Source organism: Paraburkholderia sp. Tr-20389, assembly GCF_017104565.1.
Taxonomy (GTDB): domain Bacteria; phylum Pseudomonadota; class Gammaproteobacteria; order Burkholderiales; family Burkholderiaceae; genus Paraburkholderia.
This window is the reverse complement of sequence record NZ_JAAGPD010000042.1, coordinates 21,240-45,444: the sequence shown is the minus strand read 5'-3', so window position 1 is coordinate 45,444 and position 24,205 is coordinate 21,240. Positions and strand designations below refer to the sequence as shown.

Annotated in this window: 21 protein-coding genes and 1 pseudogene; 6 read left to right on the top strand and 16 right to left on the bottom strand. The window is 62.5% G+C overall.

Translation table 11 applies throughout. From position 1 onward, the window contains the following. Positions 1-7 precede the first annotated feature (7 nt). Both G3N95_RS31150 and G3N95_RS31145 read left to right on the top strand, forming a co-directional pair. Entirely contained in the window at positions 8-583 is a 576-nt protein-coding gene (locus G3N95_RS31150; RefSeq protein ID WP_205973936.1) for an ANTAR domain-containing protein, read from the top strand. Between the two features lie 10 nt (positions 584-593). Next, entirely contained in the window at positions 594-1,736 is a 1,143-nt protein-coding gene (locus G3N95_RS31145) for a CmpA/NrtA family ABC transporter substrate-binding protein (RefSeq protein WP_205973935.1), read from the top strand. Between the two features lie 913 nt (positions 1,737-2,649). On the opposite strand, the gene G3N95_RS31140 is transcribed toward G3N95_RS31145, so the two are convergent. From G3N95_RS31140 to G3N95_RS31125, 4 genes and pseudogenes are all read right to left on the bottom strand, one after another. Continuing rightward, complete coding sequence (locus G3N95_RS31140; RefSeq protein ID WP_205973934.1) at positions 2,650-3,591, bottom strand: choline ABC transporter substrate-binding protein; 942 nt, start codon at positions 3,589-3,591, stop codon at positions 2,650-2,652. 51 nt (positions 3,592-3,642) lie between these two features. Continuing rightward, complete coding sequence (locus G3N95_RS31135) at positions 3,643-4,620, bottom strand: GlxA family transcriptional regulator (protein WP_205973933.1); 978 nt, start codon at positions 4,618-4,620, stop codon at positions 3,643-3,645. 137 nt (positions 4,621-4,757) lie between these two features. After that, positions 4,758-5,663 carry a choline ABC transporter permease subunit gene (gene choW / locus G3N95_RS31130; RefSeq protein WP_205973932.1) on the bottom strand — a complete coding sequence of 302 codons (906 nt, stop codon included), beginning with the start codon at positions 5,661-5,663 and terminating at the stop codon, positions 4,758-4,760. Continuing rightward, positions 5,656-6,948: pseudogene (locus G3N95_RS31125) on the bottom strand (glycine betaine/L-proline ABC transporter ATP-binding protein); the annotation flags it as partial. The pseudogene G3N95_RS31125 and the gene choW, both read right to left, overlap by 8 nt. Before the next feature lie 340 nt (positions 6,949-7,288). On the opposite strand from G3N95_RS31125, the gene G3N95_RS31120 reads away from it, so the two are divergent. Together G3N95_RS31120 and G3N95_RS31115 are read left to right on the top strand one after the other, a co-directional pair. After that, positions 7,289-9,001, top strand: a complete 1,713-nt coding sequence (locus G3N95_RS31120) for an IlvD/Edd family dehydratase (protein WP_205973930.1) — start codon at positions 7,289-7,291, stop codon at positions 8,999-9,001. A 2-nt stretch (positions 9,002-9,003) separates the two neighbouring features. Then, positions 9,004-9,936: a dihydrodipicolinate synthase family protein gene (locus tag G3N95_RS31115; protein WP_241019050.1), complete on the top strand. Its 933-nt coding sequence runs from the start codon at positions 9,004-9,006 to the stop codon at positions 9,934-9,936. 70 nt (positions 9,937-10,006) lie between these two features. On the opposite strand, the gene G3N95_RS31110 is transcribed toward G3N95_RS31115, so the two are convergent. From G3N95_RS31110 to G3N95_RS31090, 5 genes are all read right to left on the bottom strand, one after another. Then, on the bottom strand, positions 10,007-10,234 hold the full coding sequence (locus G3N95_RS31110; protein WP_205973929.1) for a hypothetical protein: 228 nt from the start codon (positions 10,232-10,234) through the stop codon (positions 10,007-10,009). Between the two features lie 178 nt (positions 10,235-10,412). Then, positions 10,413-11,711, bottom strand: coding sequence for a TolC family outer membrane protein (locus G3N95_RS31105; protein ID WP_205973928.1), 1,299 nt, complete (start codon positions 11,709-11,711; stop codon positions 10,413-10,415). Then, positions 11,704-13,824: a peptidase domain-containing ABC transporter gene (locus G3N95_RS31100; protein WP_205973927.1), complete on the bottom strand. Its 2,121-nt coding sequence runs from the start codon at positions 13,822-13,824 to the stop codon at positions 11,704-11,706. Before G3N95_RS31100 ends, G3N95_RS31105 begins: the two co-directional genes overlap by 8 nt. Positions 13,825-13,829: 5 nt before the next feature. Further along, positions 13,830-15,032, bottom strand: a complete 1,203-nt coding sequence (locus G3N95_RS31095) for an HlyD family efflux transporter periplasmic adaptor subunit (protein WP_205973926.1) — start codon at positions 15,030-15,032, stop codon at positions 13,830-13,832. A 43-nt stretch (positions 15,033-15,075) separates the two neighbouring features. Then, on the bottom strand, positions 15,076-16,041 hold the full coding sequence (locus G3N95_RS31090) for a hypothetical protein (RefSeq protein ID WP_205973925.1): 966 nt from the start codon (positions 16,039-16,041) through the stop codon (positions 15,076-15,078). A gap of 15 nt (positions 16,042-16,056) precedes the next feature. Between G3N95_RS31090 and G3N95_RS40935 the strand changes: the two genes are divergently transcribed. Then, on the top strand, positions 16,057-16,185 hold the full coding sequence (locus G3N95_RS40935; protein ID WP_277398049.1) for a hypothetical protein: 129 nt from the start codon (positions 16,057-16,059) through the stop codon (positions 16,183-16,185). Here G3N95_RS40935 and G3N95_RS31085 read toward each other — a convergent pair. Both G3N95_RS31085 and G3N95_RS31080 read right to left on the bottom strand, forming a co-directional pair. After that, positions 16,172-16,327: a hypothetical protein gene (locus tag G3N95_RS31085; RefSeq protein ID WP_205973924.1), complete on the bottom strand. Its 156-nt coding sequence runs from the start codon at positions 16,325-16,327 to the stop codon at positions 16,172-16,174. The two genes, G3N95_RS40935 and G3N95_RS31085, sit on opposite strands and share 14 nt — an antisense overlap. 413 nt (positions 16,328-16,740) lie before the next feature. Then, the gene (locus G3N95_RS31080) at positions 16,741-17,103 is read right to left on the bottom strand and encodes a hypothetical protein (RefSeq protein WP_205973923.1); all 363 of its coding nucleotides are present in this window, start codon (positions 17,101-17,103) and stop codon (positions 16,741-16,743) included. 662 nt (positions 17,104-17,765) lie between these two features. Between G3N95_RS31080 and G3N95_RS31075 the strand changes: the two genes are divergently transcribed. After that, a complete protein-coding gene (locus tag G3N95_RS31075; protein ID WP_205973922.1) occupies positions 17,766-18,425 on the top strand; it encodes a response regulator transcription factor in 660 nt (219 codons plus the stop codon). Positions 18,426-18,535: 110 nt separating this feature from the next. Here the strand turns inward: G3N95_RS31075 and rhaS are convergent, their stop codons facing one another. The 5 genes from rhaS to G3N95_RS31050 all read right to left on the bottom strand — a co-directional run bounded on the left by rhaS (position 18,536) and on the right by G3N95_RS31050 (position 24,184). Next, the gene (gene rhaS, locus G3N95_RS31070; RefSeq protein ID WP_201653589.1) at positions 18,536-19,543 is read right to left on the bottom strand and encodes a rhamnose ABC transporter substrate-binding protein; all 1,008 of its coding nucleotides are present in this window, start codon (positions 19,541-19,543) and stop codon (positions 18,536-18,538) included. A gap of 67 nt (positions 19,544-19,610) precedes the next feature. Further along, complete coding sequence (locus tag G3N95_RS31065) at positions 19,611-20,639, bottom strand: ABC transporter permease (protein ID WP_205973921.1); 1,029 nt, start codon at positions 20,637-20,639, stop codon at positions 19,611-19,613. Further along, complete coding sequence (locus G3N95_RS31060; RefSeq protein WP_205973920.1) at positions 20,632-21,693, bottom strand: ABC transporter permease; 1,062 nt, start codon at positions 21,691-21,693, stop codon at positions 20,632-20,634. The genes G3N95_RS31065 and G3N95_RS31060 overlap by 8 nt, the downstream gene beginning before the upstream one ends. Continuing rightward, on the bottom strand, positions 21,690-23,240 hold the full coding sequence (locus tag G3N95_RS31055; protein ID WP_205973919.1) for a sugar ABC transporter ATP-binding protein: 1,551 nt from the start codon (positions 23,238-23,240) through the stop codon (positions 21,690-21,692). The genes G3N95_RS31060 and G3N95_RS31055 overlap by 4 nt, the downstream gene beginning before the upstream one ends. A gap of 50 nt (positions 23,241-23,290) precedes the next feature. Next, entirely contained in the window at positions 23,291-24,184 is an 894-nt protein-coding gene (locus tag G3N95_RS31050; RefSeq protein ID WP_205973918.1) for an amidohydrolase family protein, read from the bottom strand. Between the last annotated feature and the right edge of the window lie 21 nt (positions 24,185-24,205).

Below are 24,205 nucleotides of genomic sequence, written 5' to 3'. Positions count from 1 at the left end.
GCAATCCATGCTGCGTGTATTGCTCGTAACCGACACCGACAAGCCTATCGGCGAGTTGCGCGACGCCCTCGCGCGGCTCGGCTATGACATGCTTGCCGCGACGGCCTCGCCGCAGGCGCTGCACGAGACGGTCGAAAGCGAGCGGCCCGATGTCGTGATCATCGACACCGAGTCGCCGTCGCGCGACACGCTCGAACAGCTCGCCGTGATGAACGCAACCGCGCCGCGTCCCGTGCTGATGTTCAGCAACGACGCGAACCAGCAGTTGATCCGCGATGCCGTCGGCGCGGGCGTGACGGCGTATCTCGTCGAGGGGCTCGCGACCGAGCGCCTTGCACCGATTCTCGAAGTGGCGCTCGCGCGCTTCGCGCAGGAATCGCAACTGCGCGAGCGTCTCGCGCAGGCCGAGAACGAGCTTGCCGAACGCAAGCTGATCGACCGTGCGAAGCGCATGTTGATGGACTCGCAAAAGATGACCGAACACGCCGCCTACGCGACGATGCGCAAGCGCGCGATGAACCAGGGCGTGAAGCTCGCCGAAGTCGCGCGCCAGATCGTCGCTGCAGCCGACTTGCCAGATTGATGTGCAGCTCATGAACTCGACCGCCAACACCTCTCTTTCCGCCGACCCGGGCACGCTCGAGAAAACGCACTTGCGTCTCGGCTTCGTCGCGCTCAGCGATGCCGCGCCGCTGGTCGCCGCGAAGCTGCTCGAATTCGGCCACGCGCATGGCCTCACGATCGAACTGCTGAAGCAGCCTTCCTGGGCGGCGATTCGCGACAAGCTGTTATCCGGCGATCTCGATGCCGCGCATTCCCTGTACGGCCTCGTCTATGGGGTGCAACTGGGCCTCGGCGGACCGCAAACGGACATGGCCGTGCTGATGGTGCTGAACCGCAATGGCCAGGCGATCACGGTATCGAACCGTCTTGCCGCTGCGCTCGACGAGCACAAGACGTTGCCTGCGGCGCTCGCGACGCTCGGTCGCAAGCCTGTCTTCGCGCAGACGTTTCCCACCGGCACGCACGCGATGTGGCTGTATTACTGGCTCGCTTCGCAGGGCGTGGATCCGTTGCGCGATATCGACAGTGTGGTGATCCCGCCGCCGCAGATGGTGGATGCGCTCGCGCGGGACCGTCTCGACGGGCTGTGTGTCGGCGAGCCGTGGAATGCCGTGGCGCAGGAACAGGGTGTCGGCAGGACGATTGCGTACACGAGCGAGGTGTGGCCCGATCATCCGGAGAAAGTACTCGCGAGCCGGCGCGACTTCGTCACGCGATATCCGAATACCGCGCGAGCGCTCGTTCAGACGATGCTCGAAGCGTGTCGCTGGCTCGATGACGACGAGCATCGAGTGGAGATTGCTCGCAGGCTCGCTGGTGATGAATTTCTTGGTGTCTCGGCGGATTCTATTGCCTCGCGGCTGGTTTCTGCTGGATGTGACGAAACTCGTCGTGCTGTAGCGTTCTTTGCTGACGGCGCAGTCAATTTTCCGCATCCTGCTGAGGGGGTCTGGTTTTTTGCTCAATACGCGAGGTGGGGGATGGTGCATTCGCGTGATGACTTTGCTCGTCTTGCTAGTGAGGTCAATCAGGTTGAGTTATATCGGCAGGCTGCCGCTAATGTCGGTGTCGCTGTTCGTGACGATGCACCTTCGGTGCGGTTGATCGATGGGCGTCGTTGGGATGGGAATTTTGATCTTGCTTATTTGCAAGGGTTTTCTATCAAGGCGTGAGGTTTTTGTTGGTGTCTGCGACGCAGTCGCCATTCTGGGGTTTTTTGCTGGCAAGCGCCTGATTTTCGCTGGCATCCGCGTCTTGCCTTCGTAGTTCATGCGTTGCCCCTGTGCGGGGCGGCACCTACTTTTCTTTGCAGCAAAACTGGGTTTTTTGCTGGCAAGCGCCTGCTTTTCGCGGGCATCCGCGTCTTGCCTTCGGACTTCATGCGTTGCCCCTGTGCGGGGCGGCACTTACTTTCTTTGCCGCCGCAAAGAAAGTAAGCAAAGAAAGCGGGCTAACCCCGCCAGCGCTAGTTGTTGCCTGCGGGCCCCCAACGGGTCCCGCACTCCACACGGCAATACTTTGTGTTGCGCCCGTTGCCAGCGCCCTGAACAGGCGCATCACCCACTCCAATCACCCGCAGGCAGCCAGCGGCAGCGATTCGTCTGCGCCGCCCAGGTGGCAAACGGTGTGTAGCTTGTCGCACCTTACGCGTTCGCGCTTCTACGACACCGATCCCGCTTTTCAGTCCGGAGTGGTGCACTTCCGTCGCGACGGCCTGCACACAGTTTGCCACCTGGGCGGCGGTGAAGGTTTGGTAACGAGGTACGTGACGCGGGAGTGTGAAGTGGGTGAGGCGAATCCAGGAACGCTGGCAACGCGCATGAAATAGCGCGTTGCCGCGTGAAGGACGGGGCCGTTGAGAGCCCCTGGGCGAACATACGGGCTAGCGGTGTGAGCGGCTTTCTTTTGCCTACTTTTCTTTGCCGCTGCAAAGAAAAGTAGGTGCCGCCCCGCACAGGGGCAACGCTAGAAAACCAGAAGCAAACCGCGGATGCCGGCGACAACAGCACAAAAACCAAACCGGCGAAGCCCTCGCCAAGAAGGCAAGACCAGCGACTGCGTCGCAGACAAAAAAAACCAGCACCCTCAATGCGCCGCAATATAAGCCTTAACGGCCGGCAAGCCGTCCTTGCCATCAAACGTCTGCACACCGGCAAGCCACTTATCCAAAGCCTGAGGATTAGCCTTCAACCAGGCCAGCGCAGCTTTATTAGCATCTTCCTTGTTCATGATGGGCACCATCACATGATTCTCGATTGCAGTCGTGAACTGCAGATTCGACACGAGCTTCGCGGCATTCGGGCAACGCGCCGCATAATCCGGCGGCGTCGCCGTAAACACTTTGGCCTCGCCATAATTAGGCCCGAACACATCATCGCCACCGGCAAGATAATCGATCTTCATCTGCACGTTCATCGGATGCGGCTCCCAGCCGAGGAACACGATCCACTTCTTGTCGCGAACAGCGCGATTCACCTCCACCAGCATGCCCGCCTCGCTCGACTCCACCAGCTTGAACTTGCCCAGCCCGAACTGATTGCCGTCGATCATCTTCTTGATCAGCGCATTGCCGTCGTTGCCCGGCTCGATCCCGTAAATCTTGCCGTCCAGCTTGTCCGCATACTTCGCGATGTCGCTGAAGTTCTTCAAACCGCCGTTGTACACATAGTCCGGCACCGCAAGCGTGTACTTCGCGCCCGTCAGGTTAGGCGTCGCGAGCACCTTGATCGTGCCCGCCTTCACGAACGGCTGGATGATCGGATCCATCGTCGGCGCCCAGTAGCCGAGGAACACGTCGATCTGCTTGCTCTTGATGCCCGCAAACGTGATCGGCACGGACGCAATCGTCTTCGTCGGGTTGTAGCCGAGGCCCTGGAAGATCGTCGACGCGAGGCCCGTCGTCGCCGCAATGTCGGTCCAGCCGACGTCGGCGAATCGGACGTTGCGGCACACGGCGGGATCGGCGGCCTGCGCGGTCGCGGCAGCCGTCATCATCAGCGCGGCCGCCATCATCAGCTTGCGTTTCATTACATTCTCCTCAGGGTTGTTCTTGCCACAGTCGATGGCTTCGCTCGACTGCTAGCTCGCGTGGCGACGCTCGACACTCGGCGCGTGGCCGAATTGCGCGCGATACGCCTTGCTGAAATGACACGGCGAATGAAAGCCGCATACGGCCGTCACGCGCGCAATCGATGCGTCCGTCGTGCGCAGCAGATCGCGCGCGCGCCGCAAACGCAGCGACAGGTAGTAATGCGTGGGCGATACGCTCAGGTAGACCTTGAACATCCGCTGCAAATGACGCTGCGACAATTGCACGAGCCGCGCGAGTTCTTCGAGCGATAACGGCTCTTCGATATTCGCCTCCATCAGCCGCACCACTTCGATCAGCTCGGCACGCGAGAATCCGACGCGCGCATCGACGGGAATCGGCTGCGGGTCGCTCGCGCTGCGGATGCGCTCGAGAATGAACTGCTCCGACACCTGCGCCGCGAGGTTCTGTCCGAACCGCGAACCGACCAGATCGAGCATCAGATCGAGCGGCGCGGTGCCGCCCGTGCAGGTCAGGCGGTCGCGATCGATCACGAACAGTTCGTCGGCGAAACACACATGCGGATATTCCCTGTGCAGCGCCGACAGATCCTCCCAATGCACCGAGCAGCGATAGCCGTCGAGCAGCCCCGACGCCATCAACGCATAAGCGCCCGTGCAAATACCGCCCAGCGGCACGCCTTGCGACGCCGCGTCGGCGAGCAAGGTCTTGACGTTCGTATCGACGGCATTGCGTATCTGCGTGCCGCCGCACACGATCAGCACGTCCGGCATGCCCGCTTCTTCGAGCGTGCACGTCGGCTTGACGGTGAGGCCGTTGCTGGCCCGCACGGGCACACCGTCGTGCGTGATGATCGACCAGCGATAGTGCTGCGCGCGCGATACATAGTTCGCCATCCGCAGCACCTCGACCGCGCTCGTGAACGCGATCATCGAAAAACTGGGCAAAGTCAGAAAGCCCACATGCGCAAGATCCGACAACGGCGTTTCAGCCCGGGTAGACGTCACGTCGCGCTCCGTGATGCACAAAGAAGTATGTGTTTGGCCACCGCGGAGACCCGAAGGCCTTCGCGGGACGACCACTATTGGTAGGCTCTATTGCAGACGCGCCGGAAATCCGGCGCCTGGTTCAATGCGACAAAGATCTAGCTTTGCGCGACAGCCGGCTGTTCGCGGCGCACGCGCATCACATTGCGAAGGCCGGCGAAACGCGGTGCCGTTGCGGAGCCCGGCGTGCGGCCGAAGCTCTCGGTGATGCGGTCGAGAATGATCGCGAGCAACACGACGGACAGACCGCTTTCGAAGCCGAGACCAATATCGAGGCGCTGGATACTGGCGAGCACGTCGTTACCCAGGCCGCCCGCGCCCACCATCGACGCGATGATCACCATCGACAACGCCATCATGATCGTCTGGTTCACGCCTTGCATGATCGACGGCAACGCGTTCGGGAATTGCACCTTGTAGAGCAACTGCCACGGCGTGCAGCCGAAGGCCTGCCCCGCTTCGACGATCTCGCGGTTCACATGCTTGATGCCAAGGCTCGTCAGACGCACGGCGGGCGGCATCGCGAAGATCACCGTCGACAGAATGCCCGGCACGCGACCCAGACCGAACAGCATCGCAGCCGGAATCAGATAGACGAACGCAGGCATCGTCTGCATCAGGTCGAGGATCGGACGCACGATCATCTGCACATGCTTGTTCTTCGCGGCCCAGATGCCGAGCGGAATGCCGAACACGAGACTGATCAACGTCGACGACAGCGTGAGACCCAGGGTAATGACCGTCTGGTCCCAGAACCCGGTCGCATAGATCAGCAACAGCGAAGCCGTCGCGAAGATTGCAAAGCGCCAGCCCACCCGCCACAAGCCGACTGCAATGAACAACGCCATCAGCGCCCACATCGGAATGGCCTGCAAGCCATGCTCGATCATCGCAGCGAAGCTCTCGATCGCCTTGCCGATCGAATCGAACGTGCTCGCGTCGTGGTCGAGCAGATAGTGAACGGACTGGTCGACCCAACGGCCGAGTGGAATGATCTCAGACATGGGCGGCACCTCTGTTGCGTGTAATGACCTTCAGGACAGCGGCTTGATCGACGGAACCGCAATAGCGGTCCTCGTCGTCGACCACGGGCAGAGCCGTCGCACTCGCGCACACGCGCGACACGACATGTTCGAGCGGCGCGCCGCGCGAAATGCATTCGACCTTCTTCAGCGACGGCGTCGCGCTGCCGATCGAATCGCGCGTCACGAAGCCGCGAATACGGCGCTCCCCATCGAGCACGAACGCGTATTCGGCACTGCCGTTCAGCGACTCTGCGACGCTCGTCTGATCCAGATTGCGTACGACGGGCACGCCGTTCGCCTGCATCAGGTCGCCTGCCGTCAGATAGCGGCTCGTGTCGACGCCTTCGAAGAACGCGCGCACGTAGTCGTCGGCGGGGTTCGAGATGATGTCCTGCGGCGTGCCGATCTGCACCACGCGGCCGCCTTCCATGATCGCGATGCGAGTGCCGATGCGCAGCGCCTCTTCCAGATCGTGGGAGACGAACAGGATGGTGCGCTGCTGGTTCTTCTGCAGTTCGAGCAGCACGTTCTGCATTTCCTTGCGCTTGAGCGGGTCGAGCGCGGAGAACGCTTCGTCCATGATCATCAGCGAGGGGTTCACGGCCAGCGCGCGCGCCAAACCCACACGCTGCTGCATCCCGCCCGAGAGTTCCGCCGGCAGCTTGCCCGCGAAGGTCGCGAGCCCCACCTGCTCGAGCACGTCGAGCGCGCGCTTCTCGCGCTCCTTGCGCCCCACGCCCGCCACTTCGAGACCGAACGCGGCATTCGACAGCACCGTGCGCTGCGGCATCAGTGCGAACGACTGGAACACCATGCTCATGTCGGTGCGCCGCAGCGACGTCAGCTCCGAACGCTTGATGGCCGCCACGTCGCGGCCGTCGATAATGACCTTGCCGGCCGTCGGTTCGACGAGCCGGTTGATGAGACGGATCAGCGTCGACTTGCCCGAGCCCGACAGGCCCATCAGCACGAAAATCTCGCCTTCCTGTACGTCGAAGGAGACGTTGTGGACGCCGACCACGTGCCCTGTCTTGGCGAACACCTCGTCCTTCGATGCGCCTCGCGAGAGCATGTCCTGCGCCAGTTTCGGGTTCGGCCCGAAAACCTTACATAAACCTTCGACCACCACCTTTGGGGATTTCATCGAGTCCATCTCCTCGTGGTGCGGGCGCCGGCCCGCACATGTGTGACTACATAGTTGCCAGAAAAAACCCCGCCTAGCCGACTAATTGCGACAGACGCTTGCGGAAATGCGACACGCCCGAAAACGAACGGGCGTTTGCGGACCTGTGCGAGCGTTGTGCGGCAAGGGTTTGTGGCAATGCTGCGATGCGAGATGGGTTATGGTGAGTGTCGCTTATTGGAAGGTCGGCGTCCGATCAGGGATGCATGCGCAGCGCGTCCTGGCATGCGCAGCAAGGCAAGCGTCGGCATTAGCGTAAGCCCGGGTTGTCCGGCCGCATCTGTTGCGCTGCAACTGCATGGCGTCATGATCTTTCGCGCCACGCCGAATCACACCGTGTCGTGCGATGAATGGTCTAAGCTGAGCGTGCAACTACCGTACGCAGCACAGGATGAAAAACGACGCAGAAACGGGAGACCCCATGCGCAAACTCCGCTCGCAAAGCTGGTTCGGCCGCAACGACAAGGACGGTTTCATCCACCGTTCATGGATGAAGAATCAGGGCATTCCGCACGACGAATTCGATGGCCGCCCCGTCGTCGGCATCTGCAATACGTGGTCCGAACTGACGCCCTGCAATGCCCACTTCCGCGAACTCGCCGAGTACGTCAAACGCGGCGTGCGCGAAGCGGGCGGACTGCCGCTCGAATTCCCTGTGATGTCATTGGGCGAATCGAATCTGCGGCCTACCGCGATGCTGTTTCGCAACCTCGCTTCGATGGATGTCGAGGAGTCGATACGCGGCAATCCGCTCGACGGCGTGATCCTGCTCGTCGGCTGCGACAAGACCACGCCTGCACTGCTGATGGGCGCCGCGTCGTGCAATCTGCCCGCGCTCGCCGTGTCGGGCGGACCGATGCTCAATGGCCGCTTTCGCGGCCGCACGATCGGCTCGGGTACGGGCGTGTGGCAAATGTCGGAGGAAGTGCGCGCGGGCACGATGAGCCAGCAGGAATTCATCGATGCCGAGTCGTGCATGAACCGCTCGCGCGGCCATTGCATGACGATGGGCACGGCGTCAACGATGGCTTCGATGGTCGAATCGCTCGGCATGGGTCTGCCTCACAACGCCGCGATTCCCGCCGTCGATGCGCGCCGCCAGGTGCTCGCGCATCTCGCGGGCCGCCGCATCGTCGAGATGGTTCGCGACGATGTGACGATGGACAAGATCCTCACGCGCAAAGCCTTCGAAAACGCGATCCGCACGAACGCTGCGATCGGCGGATCGACCAATGCCGTCGTGCACCTGATCGCGCTCGCGCGGCGCATCGGCGTCGACCTGTCGCTGGACGACTGGGAGCTCGGCTCGGACGTGCCTTGCCTTGTGAATCTGCAGCCTTCCGGCGAGTATCTGATGGAAGATTTCTACTACGCGGGCGGCTTGCCCGCCGTGTTGCGGCAACTCGGCGAGCAAGGGCTGTTGCATCGCGACGCGTTGACGGTCAACGGCAAGAGCATCTGGGACAACGTCAGCGACGCGCCGAACTACGATCAGAAGGTCATCACGACCTTCGAGGCGCCCTTCAAGCCGCATGCGGGCATCGCCGTGCTGCGCGGCAATCTGGCGCCGAATGGCGCGGTGATCAAGCCGTCGGCGGCAACGGCCTCGCTGCTCAAGCATCGCGGGCGCGCCGTGGTGTTCGAGAACGTCGAAGAACTGCACGCGAAGGTGGACGACGAATCGCTCGATATCGACGAACACTGCGTCATGGTACTCAAGGGCGCGGGACCGAAGGGCTATCCGGGCTTTGCAGAAGTCGGCAACATGCCGCTGCCGAAAAAGGTGCTGCAAAAAGGCATCACCGACATGGTCCGCATCTCCGATGGCCGCATGAGCGGCACCGCATATGGCGCCGTCGTGCTGCACGTGTCGCCCGAAGCGGCAGCAGGCGGGCCGCTTGCGCTCGTGCAGACGGGCGACATGATCGAACTCGATGTCGCCGCGCGGCGCCTGCATCTGGATGTACCGGATGAGGAACTCGCGCGACGCCGCGCCGCATGGCAAGCGCCCGAGTTGCCCGCGCGCGGCTATTACCGCCTCTATGTCGAGCATGTGCTGCAGGCCGACCAAGGCGCGGACCTCGACTTCCTGGTCGGCGCGAGCGGCGCGCCCGTGCCGCGCGACTCGCACTGAGCATGGCGAATCAAAGCGAAACGTTCGCGCCACGCGGCATCTGGCCGGTGCTTTATGCGTACTTCGATGCGGACAATAGGCTCGATCTGCGCGCCATTCACGCGCAGATCGACCACACGATCTCAGCAGGCGCGGGCGGCATCGTGATACTGGGTCTCGCGACGGAAGTGAACCGTCTGTCGCTCGAAGAAAAGCAGCGTTTCATCGCGTGCACGGGCGAGCATGTGGCGCAGCGCGTGCCGTTCGCCGTCACCGTGTCGGGCGATAGCGTCGATACGCAACTCGCACTCGCCGACTACGCCGTCGATCACGGCGCGTCGTCGCTGATCCTGCAACCGCCGTCGTCGCGCGATCAACCTGAATCGTTCTACTTCGACTTTTTCAGCGAGGTAATGCAGCGCGTGCGCGTGCCCGTCGGCATTCAGAATGCGCCTGAATATCTCGGTGTCGGTTTATCGGTGGAATCGCTCGCGGTGCTTGCAGCGCGATGCGCGCAATTCCAGTGGCTCAAAGGCGAAGGCCCGGCGACGGTCATTCAATCGACGATAGAACGTCTGCGCGAACAACGCAGTGCGCTACCCGTTTTCAACGGGCGCGGCGGACAGGAACTGGTCGACAATTTGCGCGCCGGCTGTGCGGGGCTGATCGTCGCGCCCGATTCATTCGACTGGCAAGCCGCGATATACGGCGCGTTCGTCGAAGGTGATCAACAAAAAGCGCAAACGCTTTACGAACGGATTCTGCCTTCGATCGTCTTCGTGATGCAGTCGCTCGATGCGTTGACCTGCTATGGCAAGCGCATCGCGGCATGGCGCATGGGCTTCGATGTCGAACACGATCGTGGCATGCAGCCGACGGCATTCGGTCTGGCATGCGCGCGCCGCCATGCTTCGGCACTCGGCCTCTTCGCGGACCAGCGCGGTTCATGTAACTGAGGCAAAAAATAAAGGAGGAAGGCGGACGCGGGTCCGCACTTCCTCCTTCGATATCAGCGCAATACGCTAATTACTGTGCTGCCGATGCTGCTTCGTCGCTCGCGGCCTTGGCGGGGGCTGCCTTCTTGTGTGCGTGGTGCTTCTTGGCGTGATGCTTCTTCGCGTGGTGCTTGGCGGCCGGTGCCGGTGCCGATGCGGCTGCCGGTGCGGCTTCCGTAGCGGCGGGAGCCGATGCCTGTGCGAATGCAGCGATCGAGAACAGACCTGCCAGAGCGGCAGCGATGATGTGCTTGTTCATGCTTGACGATTCCTCAAAACCTTTGGTTGTTCACTGACGGCTCGCTGGCCGCCCGACCGGATGGGGTCATCGCTATAAACGCTCCGCCTGACGAGGCGTTGACGCGTGTTTCTCGACATGGCGCATTCTTGACACTTCTTTACCCAAACCCGTCGCCATTCCTCATTCCGTCACGGCGTCAATGAAGCACAGTGTTGATCTGCACGACATCCGTGAGGCTGAGCGTCGACGTATCGCCCTTGAGCAGCATCAGCGCCACGATGGTGTCGTAGCGCGCGGCGAACAGGTCACGCTGGGTCGCATACAGCGTGTCGATAGCGCGCAGCACGTCGATACTCGTGCGCGTGCCGACCTTGTACCCGATACGCGTGGCCGCGAGCGTCTCGCGACACGACGCGACGAGACGCGCCAGCATCTCGACCCGCGTGCGCCCCTGCTGGTAGCGCGCATAGTTGTCACGAGCAGACGAGTCGGCGGCGCGCACGGCGCTCACCAGCGCCTCTTGCGCCTTGTCCTGCAACGCCTGCGTCTCGCGTACCCTGGACTGCGTCGCGCCCCCCGCGTACAGCGGAATCGAAATCGACAGCATGCCCGTGGTGGTCGTGGTCGGCCGCGCGTAACCTGATGCCGCGCCTGCCGGCGTATAAGTGCCCGTCGCGTAGACAGACGGATAGTGCGCGCCCTCCGCCTTGCTGACATCGAGCTTCGCGATCTGCCAATCGAGTTGCTTTTGCTGAACCCCGTAGCCGTGCTCCTTCGCTTGCGCAGCCCACGCCTCGACGTCTTCGGGCGCGAGACGCGGAAGTGCGATCCCATCTGGCAGCCGTGCGAGCGCGTCGAACGGTACGCCCGTCGCCTGTTCGAGTGTGCGGCGTTTCGCCTGCAACGCGTTCTGCGCGTCGGTCTGTTGCAGGGTCGCCTGATCGCGTGTCGTCTGGGCCTCGCGCATATCGATGACGGTCGCCTCGCCCGCCGCGCGATTGCGCTGCAAGACCTGGTAATGCGCATCGACGGCTGCGCCGTACTCGGCCGCACGCTTCACCTCGTCCTCCGCGGCAAGTTCATCGAAATACGCGCGCACCGCCCGCAACAGCGCCGCCTGCTGCGCGGCGTCGACATCGACGGCACCGCGCGCCTCGACATAGTCCGCTTGCCGGTATGCCGTCCATCGGGTCCAGTCGAAGACCGGTTGCGTCAGGGAAACCGTCCAGCCGTTCTGCCAGTACGACTGACGCGGAAAGCCATTCGTGTCGATGCTGTTGTAACTGCGCCCCCAGCCGGCGGAAACCTGTGGCAACAATGCTGCGCGCGCCTGCGGGACGGCCTCTTGCGCGGCGACGTAGGCAGCGCGCGCCTGAGCGAGATCGGCGTCGTGGCCGAGCGCCTGCTGAACGACAGTGACGAGATCGGCCGCTCGAACGGGTGTCCCTGCCGCGCACAGCACGGCGACGAAAATTGAAGCGCTGAATCTACGCATGCAACGGATCGGCAACATCGAGATGAGTTAAAGCTGAGCACTCCCGTACGAGTTCGCCATCGACGAGCCGGTAGCGCTCGCTGAAGCTCCCCGCGAGCGACATGTCGTGCGTGATGACGACGACCGTCCATGGGAGCCGCTGCAATAGCTCGCCGATCTGGCTGACGGAAACAGGGTCGAGGTTCGACGTGGGCTCGTCCAGCAGCAGCAGACTGCGCTCCTGATACAGCGCGCGCGCCAGCAACAGGCGTTGTCGCTGTCCCGCCGATATGTTCGCGATCGTGTCGCTGATAATTGTGCGCGTACGCATCGGCAAACGCATCACGTCGTTCCAGAGTCCGACGTCTTCGAGTGTCGACTGCAACCGCTGTTCGTCGATGCTACCGGAGAACAGCGACACGTTGTCCGCGATCGACCCATGCAGGATCAGATCGCCCTGCCGCATATGCGCGGCATGGCGGCGGATTTCGTCTACCGTCAGGTTCGTCCAGGCAATGCCATTCAGTGTCATTTGCCCATGCTGCAACGGCTCCGCCGCCGACAGCAGTTTGAAGAGCGTCGACTTGCCTGCGCCCGATGGTCCTGTTATCGCGATCTTGTCTCCGGCGCGAATCTCGAGGCTGGCGTTCCTGAGCACAGGCTGGTCCGACACGCCGTAGCTGAACGTCACGCCACGCACCTCGATGCGCTCGAACTCGCGAACTTCCATTGCGCGCCGAATGTCGGCCGGGGGCGTATAACGCTCCTCCTCGCATTCGATGATGTCGTCTACGCGCGCCACCGGCACGCTCAGCATGAAGCGCGCAAACACACCGTTGACCACACTCGCGAAGCGGTCCGACATCAGCGACTTGTAGATCAGGAACGAGTAGAACACGCCGACGGAGATCTTCCCGCCTAGCATGAGGCGCGCGGAGACCCACGTGATGGCAAGCGTATCGGCATACTGGACGGCCTTCAGGAAGCTATCGCGCGCGCTGCTCAAACGATTGCCCGTCAGCAACGCCGCCACGTATTCGCGATACTTCGTCATGAACATCGCTGTGCGTCGCGTTTCGCCTTGCGCGAGCTTGATCAGCGACGCAGCGCGGATCGTTTCGATCAGCGCGTCGTCGCAACGGGCAGATGTCTCCAGTACGAGCGCGTGATTGTCGCGCATCGGTGCGAACATGCCGAGCGCAATCGCGAGATAAAGAGCGAACATCGCCAGCGCGAGGCCCGTGAGCAATGGGCTCTGAACCAGCATCAACGCGAGCGCGAGCATGCCGACCGACATGTCGACGCACATATGCGTGAAGGTGCGCGTTGCCTGCAGACTGATTTCGTCTTGTGCCTTGACGCGTGCGAATATATCGCCGACGTGGCGCTTCTCGAACCACGACATAGGATTGCGCAGCAGATGCCCCAGCAGGCCCTGCGTTGCATTCACCTGTACGCGCTGATGCAAGAGTTCGATCAGACGCGACTCCACGTACTGGCTCAGCGCGCCCACCGCGAAAATGCCCGCGAACGTCAGCACGAGCACGTTCAACAGATTCATGTTGTCGGCCGCGACAACGTAGTCGAGCGTCAGGTTGCCGAAGTAAGGCGCCGCGAGAATCGCGAACTGACTGCCGATCATCACGAACATCAGCTTGCCGAGATGACCCCGCAAATCGGGGTTCAGCGCCCGTATCCGCGCGAGCGCGCGCGGTACCTGAGACTTCGCGCGGATGCGCGGCATCGAGGGCGTCGGCGAGCATTCGAGCAGAAAGCCCGATACCGCCGATGAAAACGTGTCCATCGCAATACGTCGTCGTCCCGTCGCGGGATCGAGGATCTGAACGTAGCCGCGCCCGCACTTCTCGAACACCACGAAATGCGCGCCGCCGAAATGCACGATCGAACCGCGCCTGATGGTCGGCATGTCCTCGATTCCGAAGCGGTAGGCCTGTACCGCGAGGCCGAACTCCGTGGCCATGTCGTACAGGTCCATCAACGACAGTCCGTTCGCGGAAATGGGTCGATACGCGGACAGCTCGCGCACTTCGGTTGCTCTGCCCAGATGCGTGAGCACCATCGCGAGACAGGCGTAGCCGCATTCCGCGACTTCATTCTGGAAAATCGTGCGCATCGGCTTCATCCTCTGAGCGTGCGAAACAGCGGCTCCAGCACCCACTCGGCGATCGTTCGGCGTTCGACGACGATACTCGCGGTCGCGCGCATGCCGGGCAGGATGTCGAAGCGCTGTTTGCCGTAGTCGAATGTTCTGCCACGCAGGGCGGCCCAGGCCATGAAATCGCCGTCGCCGGATTCCCTGGGCGCCGTTGGAGACACAGGGACGGCCGACATACCGGACTGGATGGTGGTCGGCGAGATCGCGTCGATGCGCGCGTCGTACGTGCCGAACTTGACATACGGAAACGCATCGAACTTGAGACGCACCGTCTGCCCCGTGCGCACGAAGCCGCGTCGGCGCGACGGTATGCGCAGTGCGGCGCGCAGCGCGCCCCTGTCGTCGGTGGCGATGACGAGCGCGACATCGGCCGCATCGAGCGTGCGCCCAGCGACGAGATTCGAAAACGCGACAACGCCCGACTTCGGCGCCGAGATGGTCGCATCCTGGCGCGCCTGCTCGAAGCGCATCCGGATATCCTGTATCTCGCGGGCATGACGCGCATCGTTTTCTTTCAATTGCGCCGCGAGATTACCTTGCGCGCTGCGCAGCGCCACGATTTCGCCCTCCAGCTGCTGGCGCCGTGCGAGACCCTGTGCGACGGATATTTTCATCTGGTGCGTGTCGGCGCTCGCCTGTTCGATTCGATCGGCGGTCACATAGTCGGACACCGATTGCAGCCTGCCTAGCTTCTGTTGCGCCTCGCTGACGAGCTGCCGGTTCTGCGCGATCTGCTCATCGAGGGCGAGGGCTTCGGCGTGACGGATGGCGACGGTCCCGTTCGACGCATCGAGTTGCGCGGCAAGCTGGGCCCTGCGCTGCTCGTACTGCAGATCTATCATGCGAATCTGCTCATCGCGCATCTGTTCGTCGAACTCAGGACGCCGACGGCCATCGCTCGCGAGCGACAGGTCGCGCTGCACGCTGAAGAGCGGCATGCCCTGATGCACGCGTTCGCCTGGATGCACGTAGACGGATGACACGAGGCCGCTCAGACCCTGCACCTTCACGTCGGAAGGCGAGACGATTTCGCACTGGACGTCCTGTTTGAGTTCGACTTCGTGCAGAAAGCCGAAAGCGACCGCCCCGACAACGATGACGGATGCGCCATAAGCGATCCATCGCCACGGCACGTCCCTGAATTGAGGAAGACTGGTAGGTTCCATGATGTTCTGCGCGATCGATGCGGTCCGCGTGACGCATCGCGTGTTATTTCGCGGCCGCAAACGCGTACAGCGACGGGTGACCGGTGACGAGGGAGGATTCGAAGTTGCTCATAAGCGCCTGCTCGATCTGCCGGGCAAGGCGTTGCGGCGCGTCTCTATCGGCGAGCTGAATCGGCTCGAGCACCGTTGCGCCAAACCTGCCGCGCTCGAAGCCAAGATAGAACGGCAGCAAAACCGCGCCAAAAGGCGCCCCCATGCGGAACACGCCGTTGTGAATACGCGCCGCACTGCCGAAGATCGACACACCGACGGTTTCCATCGGATAGCGATGCAGCGTGTAGGGCGGTACATCCGCGAACACGACGACGACGCCGTGGCGCCTGAGCGAGCGCGCCACTTGCAGTCCAAGGCCACTGCGGTTGTTCTGGTCGTAGGTGCAAAGCACGTCGATGTCGGGAATCATCGCGTCGTCGCTGCCATAAAGATCGCGCGGCACGCCGGACACGACGCCGATTCGCGCGAGGCCCAGCCTCGTGCGCAGTTCGTCGATCACATAAATGTTCGCGTACTGCGATACATAGTGGAAAGGCGACACGATAACGGGACATCCGGGCGCCTCCCGCCTGATTTTCCCGATTGCCTGCGCAAGCGAGCCAGCGACCCGCTGAAGATCCGGCCACGCTTCGTCGAAGCGGCGCTGACGCCCGAAATGCAGACGCCGGTCGATCAGCGATTCCAACGTGCGCGCCGCGAGCAGACGGACACTTCCGGGACTCGCCACTTTCATCACCTCGCGGCAGAAATCGGCGCGCTCGACTGCGAGTGCGCGGCCGTTCGCGTCGAACAGCATGCGTAGCAGCGCGGCGCCGACGGCAATCGGCTGGAGCGCAACGGCTGGAATACGTGACATCACCATGCACCATGCACCGAGCCGCGCGCGCCGCAGCGTACCCTTGCATAGGACGCGCAGCGCGCGCAACCGCGTGCAGAATCGCGACAACCTGTTCATGGACGTATCGGAAACATGAAGCGCAAAGCCCCACGCCTGGGCGTGGGGCTCATCGGACAACGTACCGTCGATGCCGGCTACAACGACGACCTATGGTCATTGCTCGCCGGCGACGTCGCTGCCCGATGCATCACGCGCTCTTGACCACGATCGTGATCGTGTTGGTGTTCGAACTCGTGCTGGTGCTGCTGCTCGTGCTCGTATGCGTGCTATTGCCGGTCGACGACTTGCAGCAACCACCTGCAACCGTAGCCTTTTCCAATGCCATACGTTCGATCTTTTGCATCTGTTTCTTCCTCAATGGATATCAATGAATCAACTTACTGCATCTCAACCCGACGGAAACGTACCGCCGGCTTTTGATCACTGCCGCGTCGTCGCCTGCAGTCGATGACGCCCAATGTTCAATACTGTGTGCACCGGCGCTCAATGCCTGCTGTACGGCGGAATGACTCCACCGCCGGACTTTCCGCCCGAGGAGCTGCTGCCTCCTGTAATCACGATCGTAATCGTGTTCGTATTAGTACTTGAGCTGGAGCTGGAGCTGGAACTCGAACTCGAACTTCCGCCTCCGGAAAGCCACTCTTTCGCTAGTGCGTTCCTTTCTATCTTTTGCATACCACTCCTCCTTGACGAGACCACTAAGAACCTTTTCTGCTTTCTTTCCTTCTCCAAGCGACTTCACCCGTCAATACATTGCTATCGCGCCGTAGCCGCCAACGGGTAAACACGCACTTCTCCCGATACCGGGAATGCAGCGGGCAGTGCCGCGCCCAGCAACATCAACTTCGCCGCGCCGTCTGTCTGGTTGGCGGTCGCGACGTTCGCTGCAATCGTCTCGTCAACGGTGGATACGCTTTCCCGCACGCTGACCGTCAAAGGACGCTCGCCCCCAAACCAGCCACCGAAGTCCGGCACGTCGAATGACTTCTCAGCCGGCTCGATGTCGACGGGCTGTGCAACCTCATGTGAAAAAATCTCGTCCCTCTGAACGTCGCATCCGTTTGTACAACGCCGCTCCACAGTTTGCGCATTGACGCGGGTGACCGGCTGACCAGGCATCGATGGTTTCCGATGCGCATATTGCCGTCCTCGCCGCTGCCGATGTATCGCTGAACATGGCGAATGGACGTTGCCGCCACTCGCCCTCGATCCGTGCCGACAATGACGTGCAAGCGGCTTGCATGCGAATCGCGCGACCGCACAGCGCGCTCGCCTCGCATGCAAGCGCGCAGGCAACCCGCTCGCACGATTGGACGCCGTCACGCTTCCGGCAGTGACGGACTGCGACCTGGAAGCTTCCCCGCTCTCAGCACCGCTCCGATCCGTGCCTGATCGATTGGACGCCTTGCTCCCGAATGCGTCCACGGCGTCGCACACCAGACACAGCGTCACAAAGAACAACGAAAATTTGCCTCGTACCGCCATTCTGTTCAGATTGATTTTGGAGTAGATCGGCTTCTTGCAACCATAGAAAGCGATTATCCGCATCGAAGTGCGGCCTTAGTATCAGATTTTTTCGATTTATTCGGATCACTACACAAATTGTTTAAAAATTCCTTTCAAACAAACACTTCGCCATACTGTGGTTTGATTCGTAAGTGATTCGCGAGATAGAATCCGCCCGATCCTTACGTCCGTCTTAGTCGGCCCGTCGGATTCCGATGTTCATACGTCACGTCTCAATAAAAATAGCAACGCCTCAACGTCCGTTTGCTGCAAACATGAACCATAGCCGCGACTTCAGGATTGTCATCGCCGACGACCACCCGGTCATCCGCCACGCTGTCATCCATGCATTGAACGGCCTACCGGGCTTCACCGTCGATGCCGCCGTCAAGTCCGGCACCGAACTGCTCGGGGTGCTGTCTCAAGGCCACTGGGATCTCATCATCACCGACTTCACGATGGACACAGGCAAGAGCGACACCGACGGCCTCAGCCTGATCGGCCAGTTGTGCAGACAGCACCCGCACATTCCCGTCGTCGTGTTCACTATGCTTAACAATGACGACATGCTCGCGCGCCTGTCGCGTTCCGGGGTCGCGGGCATCGTCGATAAGTGCGAGGGCGTCGAGGAATTTCGCTCGGCCGCACTCGAAGTCATGCATGACCGGCGACCGTATTTTTCCCAGAGAATCCGCGCGCGCCTGCAGCATCTGCCTTTCGGCAACGGCAAGGACGGCCGCAAGCCCATCCTGACAAAGAAGGAACTGGAGGTGGTCCGGCTCTTCGCGTCGGGTGCGTCGTTGACCGAGATTGCGCGTCACGTGAATCGCTCGATCTCGACCGTCGCGACACAAAAAAGCGCAGCAATGAAGAAGCTCCTTCTGCAAACGAATGCCGATCTCGTCAAGTACGCGCAGGAGAATGGCCTGACGTGATCTCACGCGATTGAAGCGCGCCGTTGCAGCCGCATCGGCGCATGAAAAAATGAAAAGGGCCGCTCGCAACACGCGAGCAGCCCTTTTGCGCATCCCGCCAGCGGGTGGCGTCAGAAGTTGAAGTTGTCGATATTGCTTGCGTCGAAGGTCGTGGGCGGTCCGAGGATGATCTCGCCTTGCGCGCCGATCGTGCGCTTGCCGAGCTTGCCTGCATCGAACGATTCGCCTTCCTTGCCCGTGATCGCGCCCGACGCCAGGCTAGCCGCCGCGTAAGCCGCGAGATAGCCCAACTGGCCCGGATCCCACAACTGGAACGCCTTCACGGTACCGTTCTTGACGAACGCGCGCATCTGGTTCGGCGTGCCGAGACCCGTCACCGCAACCTTGCCCTTGCTCGACGACGTCGAGATATAGCGTGCAGCGGCGGCGATCCCGACCGACGTGGGCGCGACGATCGCCTTCAGGTTCGGGTATGCCTGCAACAGACCCTGCGTTTCGACGAACGACTTCTGATCGTCGTCGTTGCCGTACGCGATCTTCACGAGCTTCATCTTCGAGTACTCAGGCTTTTTCAGTTCCTCCTGCATCCACTTGATCCACGTGTTCTGGTTGGTCGCGTTCGGTGTCGCGGACAGAATCGCGAACTCGCCTTCGCCACCCATCAGCTTCGACACGAGCTGGATCTGCCCCCGTCCGATGCTCTCGGCGTTCGCCTGATTCACGAACAGCTGGCGGCCATCGGGCGCGGTGTCGGAGTCGAACGTCACGACCTTGATGCCTTGCGACATCGCCTTCTTAAGATACGGCACGAGCGCGTTCGCATCGTTGGCGGCGATCACGATCGCGTCCTGACGCTGCGTCGTCAGCGTGTTGATGTACGACACTTGCGACGACGCGCCGGCATCCGACGGTCCCACCACCTTGCCTTGACCCTTGAACTCCTTGATCGCGGCCATCCCGCCGTCGTCGGCGATCACTTCGTACGGGTTGTTGATCTGCTTCGGCACGAAGGCGATCTTCAGGTCGGGCTTGATGCCGGCTGCGGCCGCCGCGACGCTGACGCCGAGCATGGCCGCGCAGAGCATCATCGCTCCTGCGTGACGCAGTGGTTTGTTCATCTCTTGTCTCCTGGTGGTGGTTCGGACTTTTGGTGTCCGGTGGGTTTGCACGGCATGACGCGTGATGTCACGATGCAGTCGGCTTCGTCAACGTCTGGGCGGCGATCAGCTTGCGGTCGCGCATCGCGCGCCAGCGCGCGACCAGATTCGGGATCAGCACCGATGCGAGCAGCAGTGCGCCCGTGACGATGGTCAGTGTTTCGCTCGATACGTCGTCGAGTGTCAGCGCGTTCTTCAATACACCGATGATCAGCAGCGACAGCAGCACGCCGACCATCGACCCGCGTCCGCCGAAGATACTCACGCCGCCGAACAGCACGGCCGCGATCACCGACAGTTCGAAGCCCTCGCCGTTGTCGCCGCGCGCGCTGGTGAAGCGCAAGGTGTAGACGATGCCCGCGAGCGCGCTCATCAAACCCGACAACACGAACAATCGCAGCCGTACCTTCGCGACCTCGATGCCCGAGAACGCGGCCGCCGTCGAGTTCGCACCGATCGCATAAAGGCTGCGGCCGAACGCTGTTGCCTGCAACAGCACGGTGAACAGCACCGCGCACACGATGACGATCACGAACGGCAGCGGAATGAACGTGCCGAACAGCGTGTCCATGCCGAACGCCGTATAGCTTGCCGGGAAATCGGCGACGGCCTGATCGCCGAGCAGCACATACGCGAGTCCGCGAAACAGCGCGAGCGTGCCGATCGTCACCGCGAGCGAAGGCAGGTTCAGCTTCACGATCACGAGTCCGTTCAGCAGACCCGCGATCATGCCGAATACCAGCACGAGCGCGATCACGACGGGCATCGGCAGGCCCATGTGCCACAGCACGCCCATCAGCGCGCTCGACGCGCCGAGCACCGATGCCACGGACAGATCGATCTCCGCCGCGACGATGACGAGCGTCATCGGCAATGCCATCAATGCGATCTCGGTCAGATCGGCGAGTACGTTGCTGAGATTCGCGCCCGTCAGGAACACGGGCGACAGCACGCGTCCCAGACCGAGCGATGCAACCAGCACGACGACCAGCAAGGTCTCCCAGCGCAGCGGCGTTTCGCGTTTGCGGGTGAGCAGCGCGGAATCGGGTTTAGCCATGATCGCGTTTCCTCATCATGCGTTTGGCGACGGAGCGGGCGAGCAGCGTATCGGCGGCGATGGCCGCGACGATCAGCGCACCTTCGATCGCCTGCTCCCAGAACGGCGACACGTGCAGCACGACGAGCGCGATGCTGATCACGCCGAGCACGAGCGCGCCGAGCGTTGCGCCGAGTATCGTGCCGACGCCGCCCGTGATCGCCACACTGCCGACCACGGCAGCCGCGACCACCTGCAGCTCGATGCCCTTCGCGGTGCTGGCGTCGACCGTGCCGAAGCGCGCGAGCCACAGCGCGCCTGCGAAGCCCGCAATCGCGCCCGACAGCAGAAAGCCCGACATCACGCGGCGCTCGACATTGACGCCCGCGAGCCGCGCGGCTTCCGGGTTCGAACCGATCGCGTAATGCTCGCGGCCCGCGCGGAAGTGCTTCAGATAGAACGACAACGCGAACAGCACGACAGCGGCAATCAACGCGAGCGTCGGTATGCCGAGCAGCGTGCCCGTCGCGAGCCGCGAGTAGGCTTCGGGCAAACTGGTCGCATTGATCTGGCCGCCGTGCACCCACGCGTAATCCGCGCCGCGGAAAATGTAGAGCGTCGACAGCGTCGCGACCAGCGACGGCACGCGCCCCACGGCAATCAGCAACGCATTGATGCCGCCCGCCACCAGCCCGATCGCGACACCCGCGAGCAGCGCGACCAGCACGGGCATATGCGGAAACGCCACATACAGGCTGCCGACGGCATACGCGCTGATGCCGACCGTCGAGCCGACGGACAGATCGATATGCCGCATCAGGATCACGACCGTCATGCCCGCCGTCAGCAAGCTGATGATCGACACGTTGAGCAGCACGTCGCGCAGATTCTGCAGGTTGAGGAACTGCGGCCGCGCGAGCGAGGTGCCGAGTATCAGCAGGATCAGCACGACGAAGAGCGTCGTTTCGCGACTCTTCGCCAGCGTACCGACGATGCCGCCCGGACCCGAGCGTGCATGCTGCAGCGGCGCGTGTTCGATGGACGCCGCGTGTGAATGAGTCGAATGCCGGATCATGCTGCGCGCCCCAGTAATGCCGCCGATTGTCCGAGTGCCGCGCTCATGATCCGCTCCTCGTTTGCATCGGCGCGCGCGATCTCCGCGCTGATGCGGCCCTCGTGCATCACGAGCACGCGGTCGGCCATGCCGAGCACTTCGGGCAGTTCGCTCGAAATCATCAGCACCGCCATGCCTTCCTGCACGAGTTCGGACAGCGCGCCATACACTTCCGCTTTTGCGCCGACGTCGATGCCGCGCGTCGGCTCGTCGATGATGAGCACCTTCGGACCCGTCGCGAGCCACTTGCCGAGCACCACTTTCTGCTGGTTGCCGCCCGACAGCGTGCCGACAGGCGCGGACGGATCGCTCGCCTTCAGGCGCAGCCGCGTACCCCAGCGGGTCGCAAGCTGCGTTTCGCTGCGCGACGAGATCAGCCCGTGGCGCACGAGTCGTCCGAGCACCGTCATCGACGCGTTGCGCGCGATGCTCAGTTCGAGCGCGAGGCCTTGCTGACGGCGGTCTTCCGGCACGAGCGCGAGGCCCGCGCGCACGGCGGCGGCGGGATTGCCTGTCGCGAGCCGCTTGCCCGCGATCTGCACTTCACCCGAATCGATGGGATCGATGCCGAAGATCGCGCGCGCCACTTCGCTGCGGCCCGCGCCGACCAGACCCGCGAGCGCGACGATTTCGCCCGCGCGCACCTCGAACGAGATGTCCTTGAACACGCCGATCCGCGTCAGGTTGCGCACCGACAGGCGCACGTCGCCGGGCTTCACGTCCGCCTTCGGATAGAACGTTTCCAGATCGCGCCCGACCATCTTCGCGACCACGGACTCCGTCGTCATTTCGGCGGTAGGCGCGTCGAACACCTTTGCGCCGTCGCGCATGATCGTGACGTGCTGCGTCAACGCGAACACTTCGTCGAGCCGGTGCGTGATGAACAGGATCGCGACGTCGCGCTCGCGCAGCTTGCGCACGATCGTGAACAGCCGCTCCACTTCGGGCAGCGACAGCGCCGCCGTCGGCTCGTCCATGATCAGCACGTTCGCGTTCAGCGACAGCGCCTTCGCGATCTCGATCACCTGCTGATCGGCGATCGACAGCCCGCGCACGAGTCGGTCCGCGCGCAGATCGACGCCGAGCGACGCGAGCAGGCCGTCGACTTCGCGGCGCATCGCATCGTGCTGGATGCGGCCGAAGCGGTCGACGGGCTGCCGCCCCATGAAGATGTTCTCGGCAATCGACAGATCGAAGAACAGCGTCGGTTCCTGATAGATCACGGCGAGTCCGGCATCGCGTGCTTCGGCCGGCGTCGCGAAGCGGCGCTCGATGCCGTCGATGCGAAGTTCGCCCGTATCCGGCTGATGCACGCCGGCGAGAATCTTGACCAGCGTCGATTTGCCCGCGCCGTTCTCGCCGAGCAACGCATGCACTTCGCCGGGCCATAGCACGAGTTCGCCGTCCAACAGCGCACGCACGCGCCCGAACGTCTTGCTTGCGTGCCGCAGTTCGAGCCTCGGCACGTCCTGAGTGTGTTGCTGTTGCTGCACCCTCTCCTCCTTCATGCTGCGAATGCGGGTTTTGCGATTCGGCGAATGCTTGACTGAATAGCGTTTCAGATGCGGTAAAAGCGCTCGGCGTTGCGCACGAATAGCGCGTCTTTTTCAGCGTCGCTCGCTGCGCCGACGATCGCCGCATACGCGCGCCACAAGTCTCCGTACGAGCCGAATTGCCGGTCCACGGGGAAGTTCGACGCGAACATCGCGCGTTCCACGCCGAACGTGTCGATGGTTTCGAGCACGTAGGGCCGCAGGCTTTCGACCGTCCACGCGTGATCGAACATCGCGAGTCCGCTGATCTTCACCGCGACGTTGGGACACTGCGCGAGCGTCTTCATGCCGTCGCGCCATGCGCGATAGCCGCCGACGCTGTTGCGATCGACGAACATGCCCGCGTGATTGACGATGAACTGGGTGTCGTGATGCTCGTTGGCAAGCGCGGCCGCCTCTTCCATCTGCGACGGATAGAGCTGCGCGTCGAATGACAAGCCGTGCTTGCGCAGCAGCCTGAAGTTCTCGCGCCACGTCGCTTCGCGCATGAAGTGACGGCCGACGTAGTCGTAGAGTTTGTCGTGGTGCACGTTGAGGATCTGCCGCACGCCGCGCGTATTGGCGAATGCGGCGTGGCGTTCGAGCACGTCTGCGGCGTTGGCGGCCGAGAGATCGACGGCCGCGACGATGCCGTTGGGCATCGCGCGCGAATCCGCCGCATCGGCTACCGCTTGCAGCCAGCGCGTCTCTTCGACGGGATCTTCCGGATCGTGATTGGCCTCGACGTGCACGCACTTGAGCAGTTCGATCTCGCCGGCATCGTTGAGCAGATCGGCGATCAGATAGTCGTGCTTCAACGCGCGCGCATCGCCGACGAACGACACGCCGGGATTGGCGAGCCACGGGTAGTGATGCGTCTTCAGATCCCACAGGTGAATGTGCGGGTCGACAACTTTCATGGCGCGTCCTTCGTCGCCGGC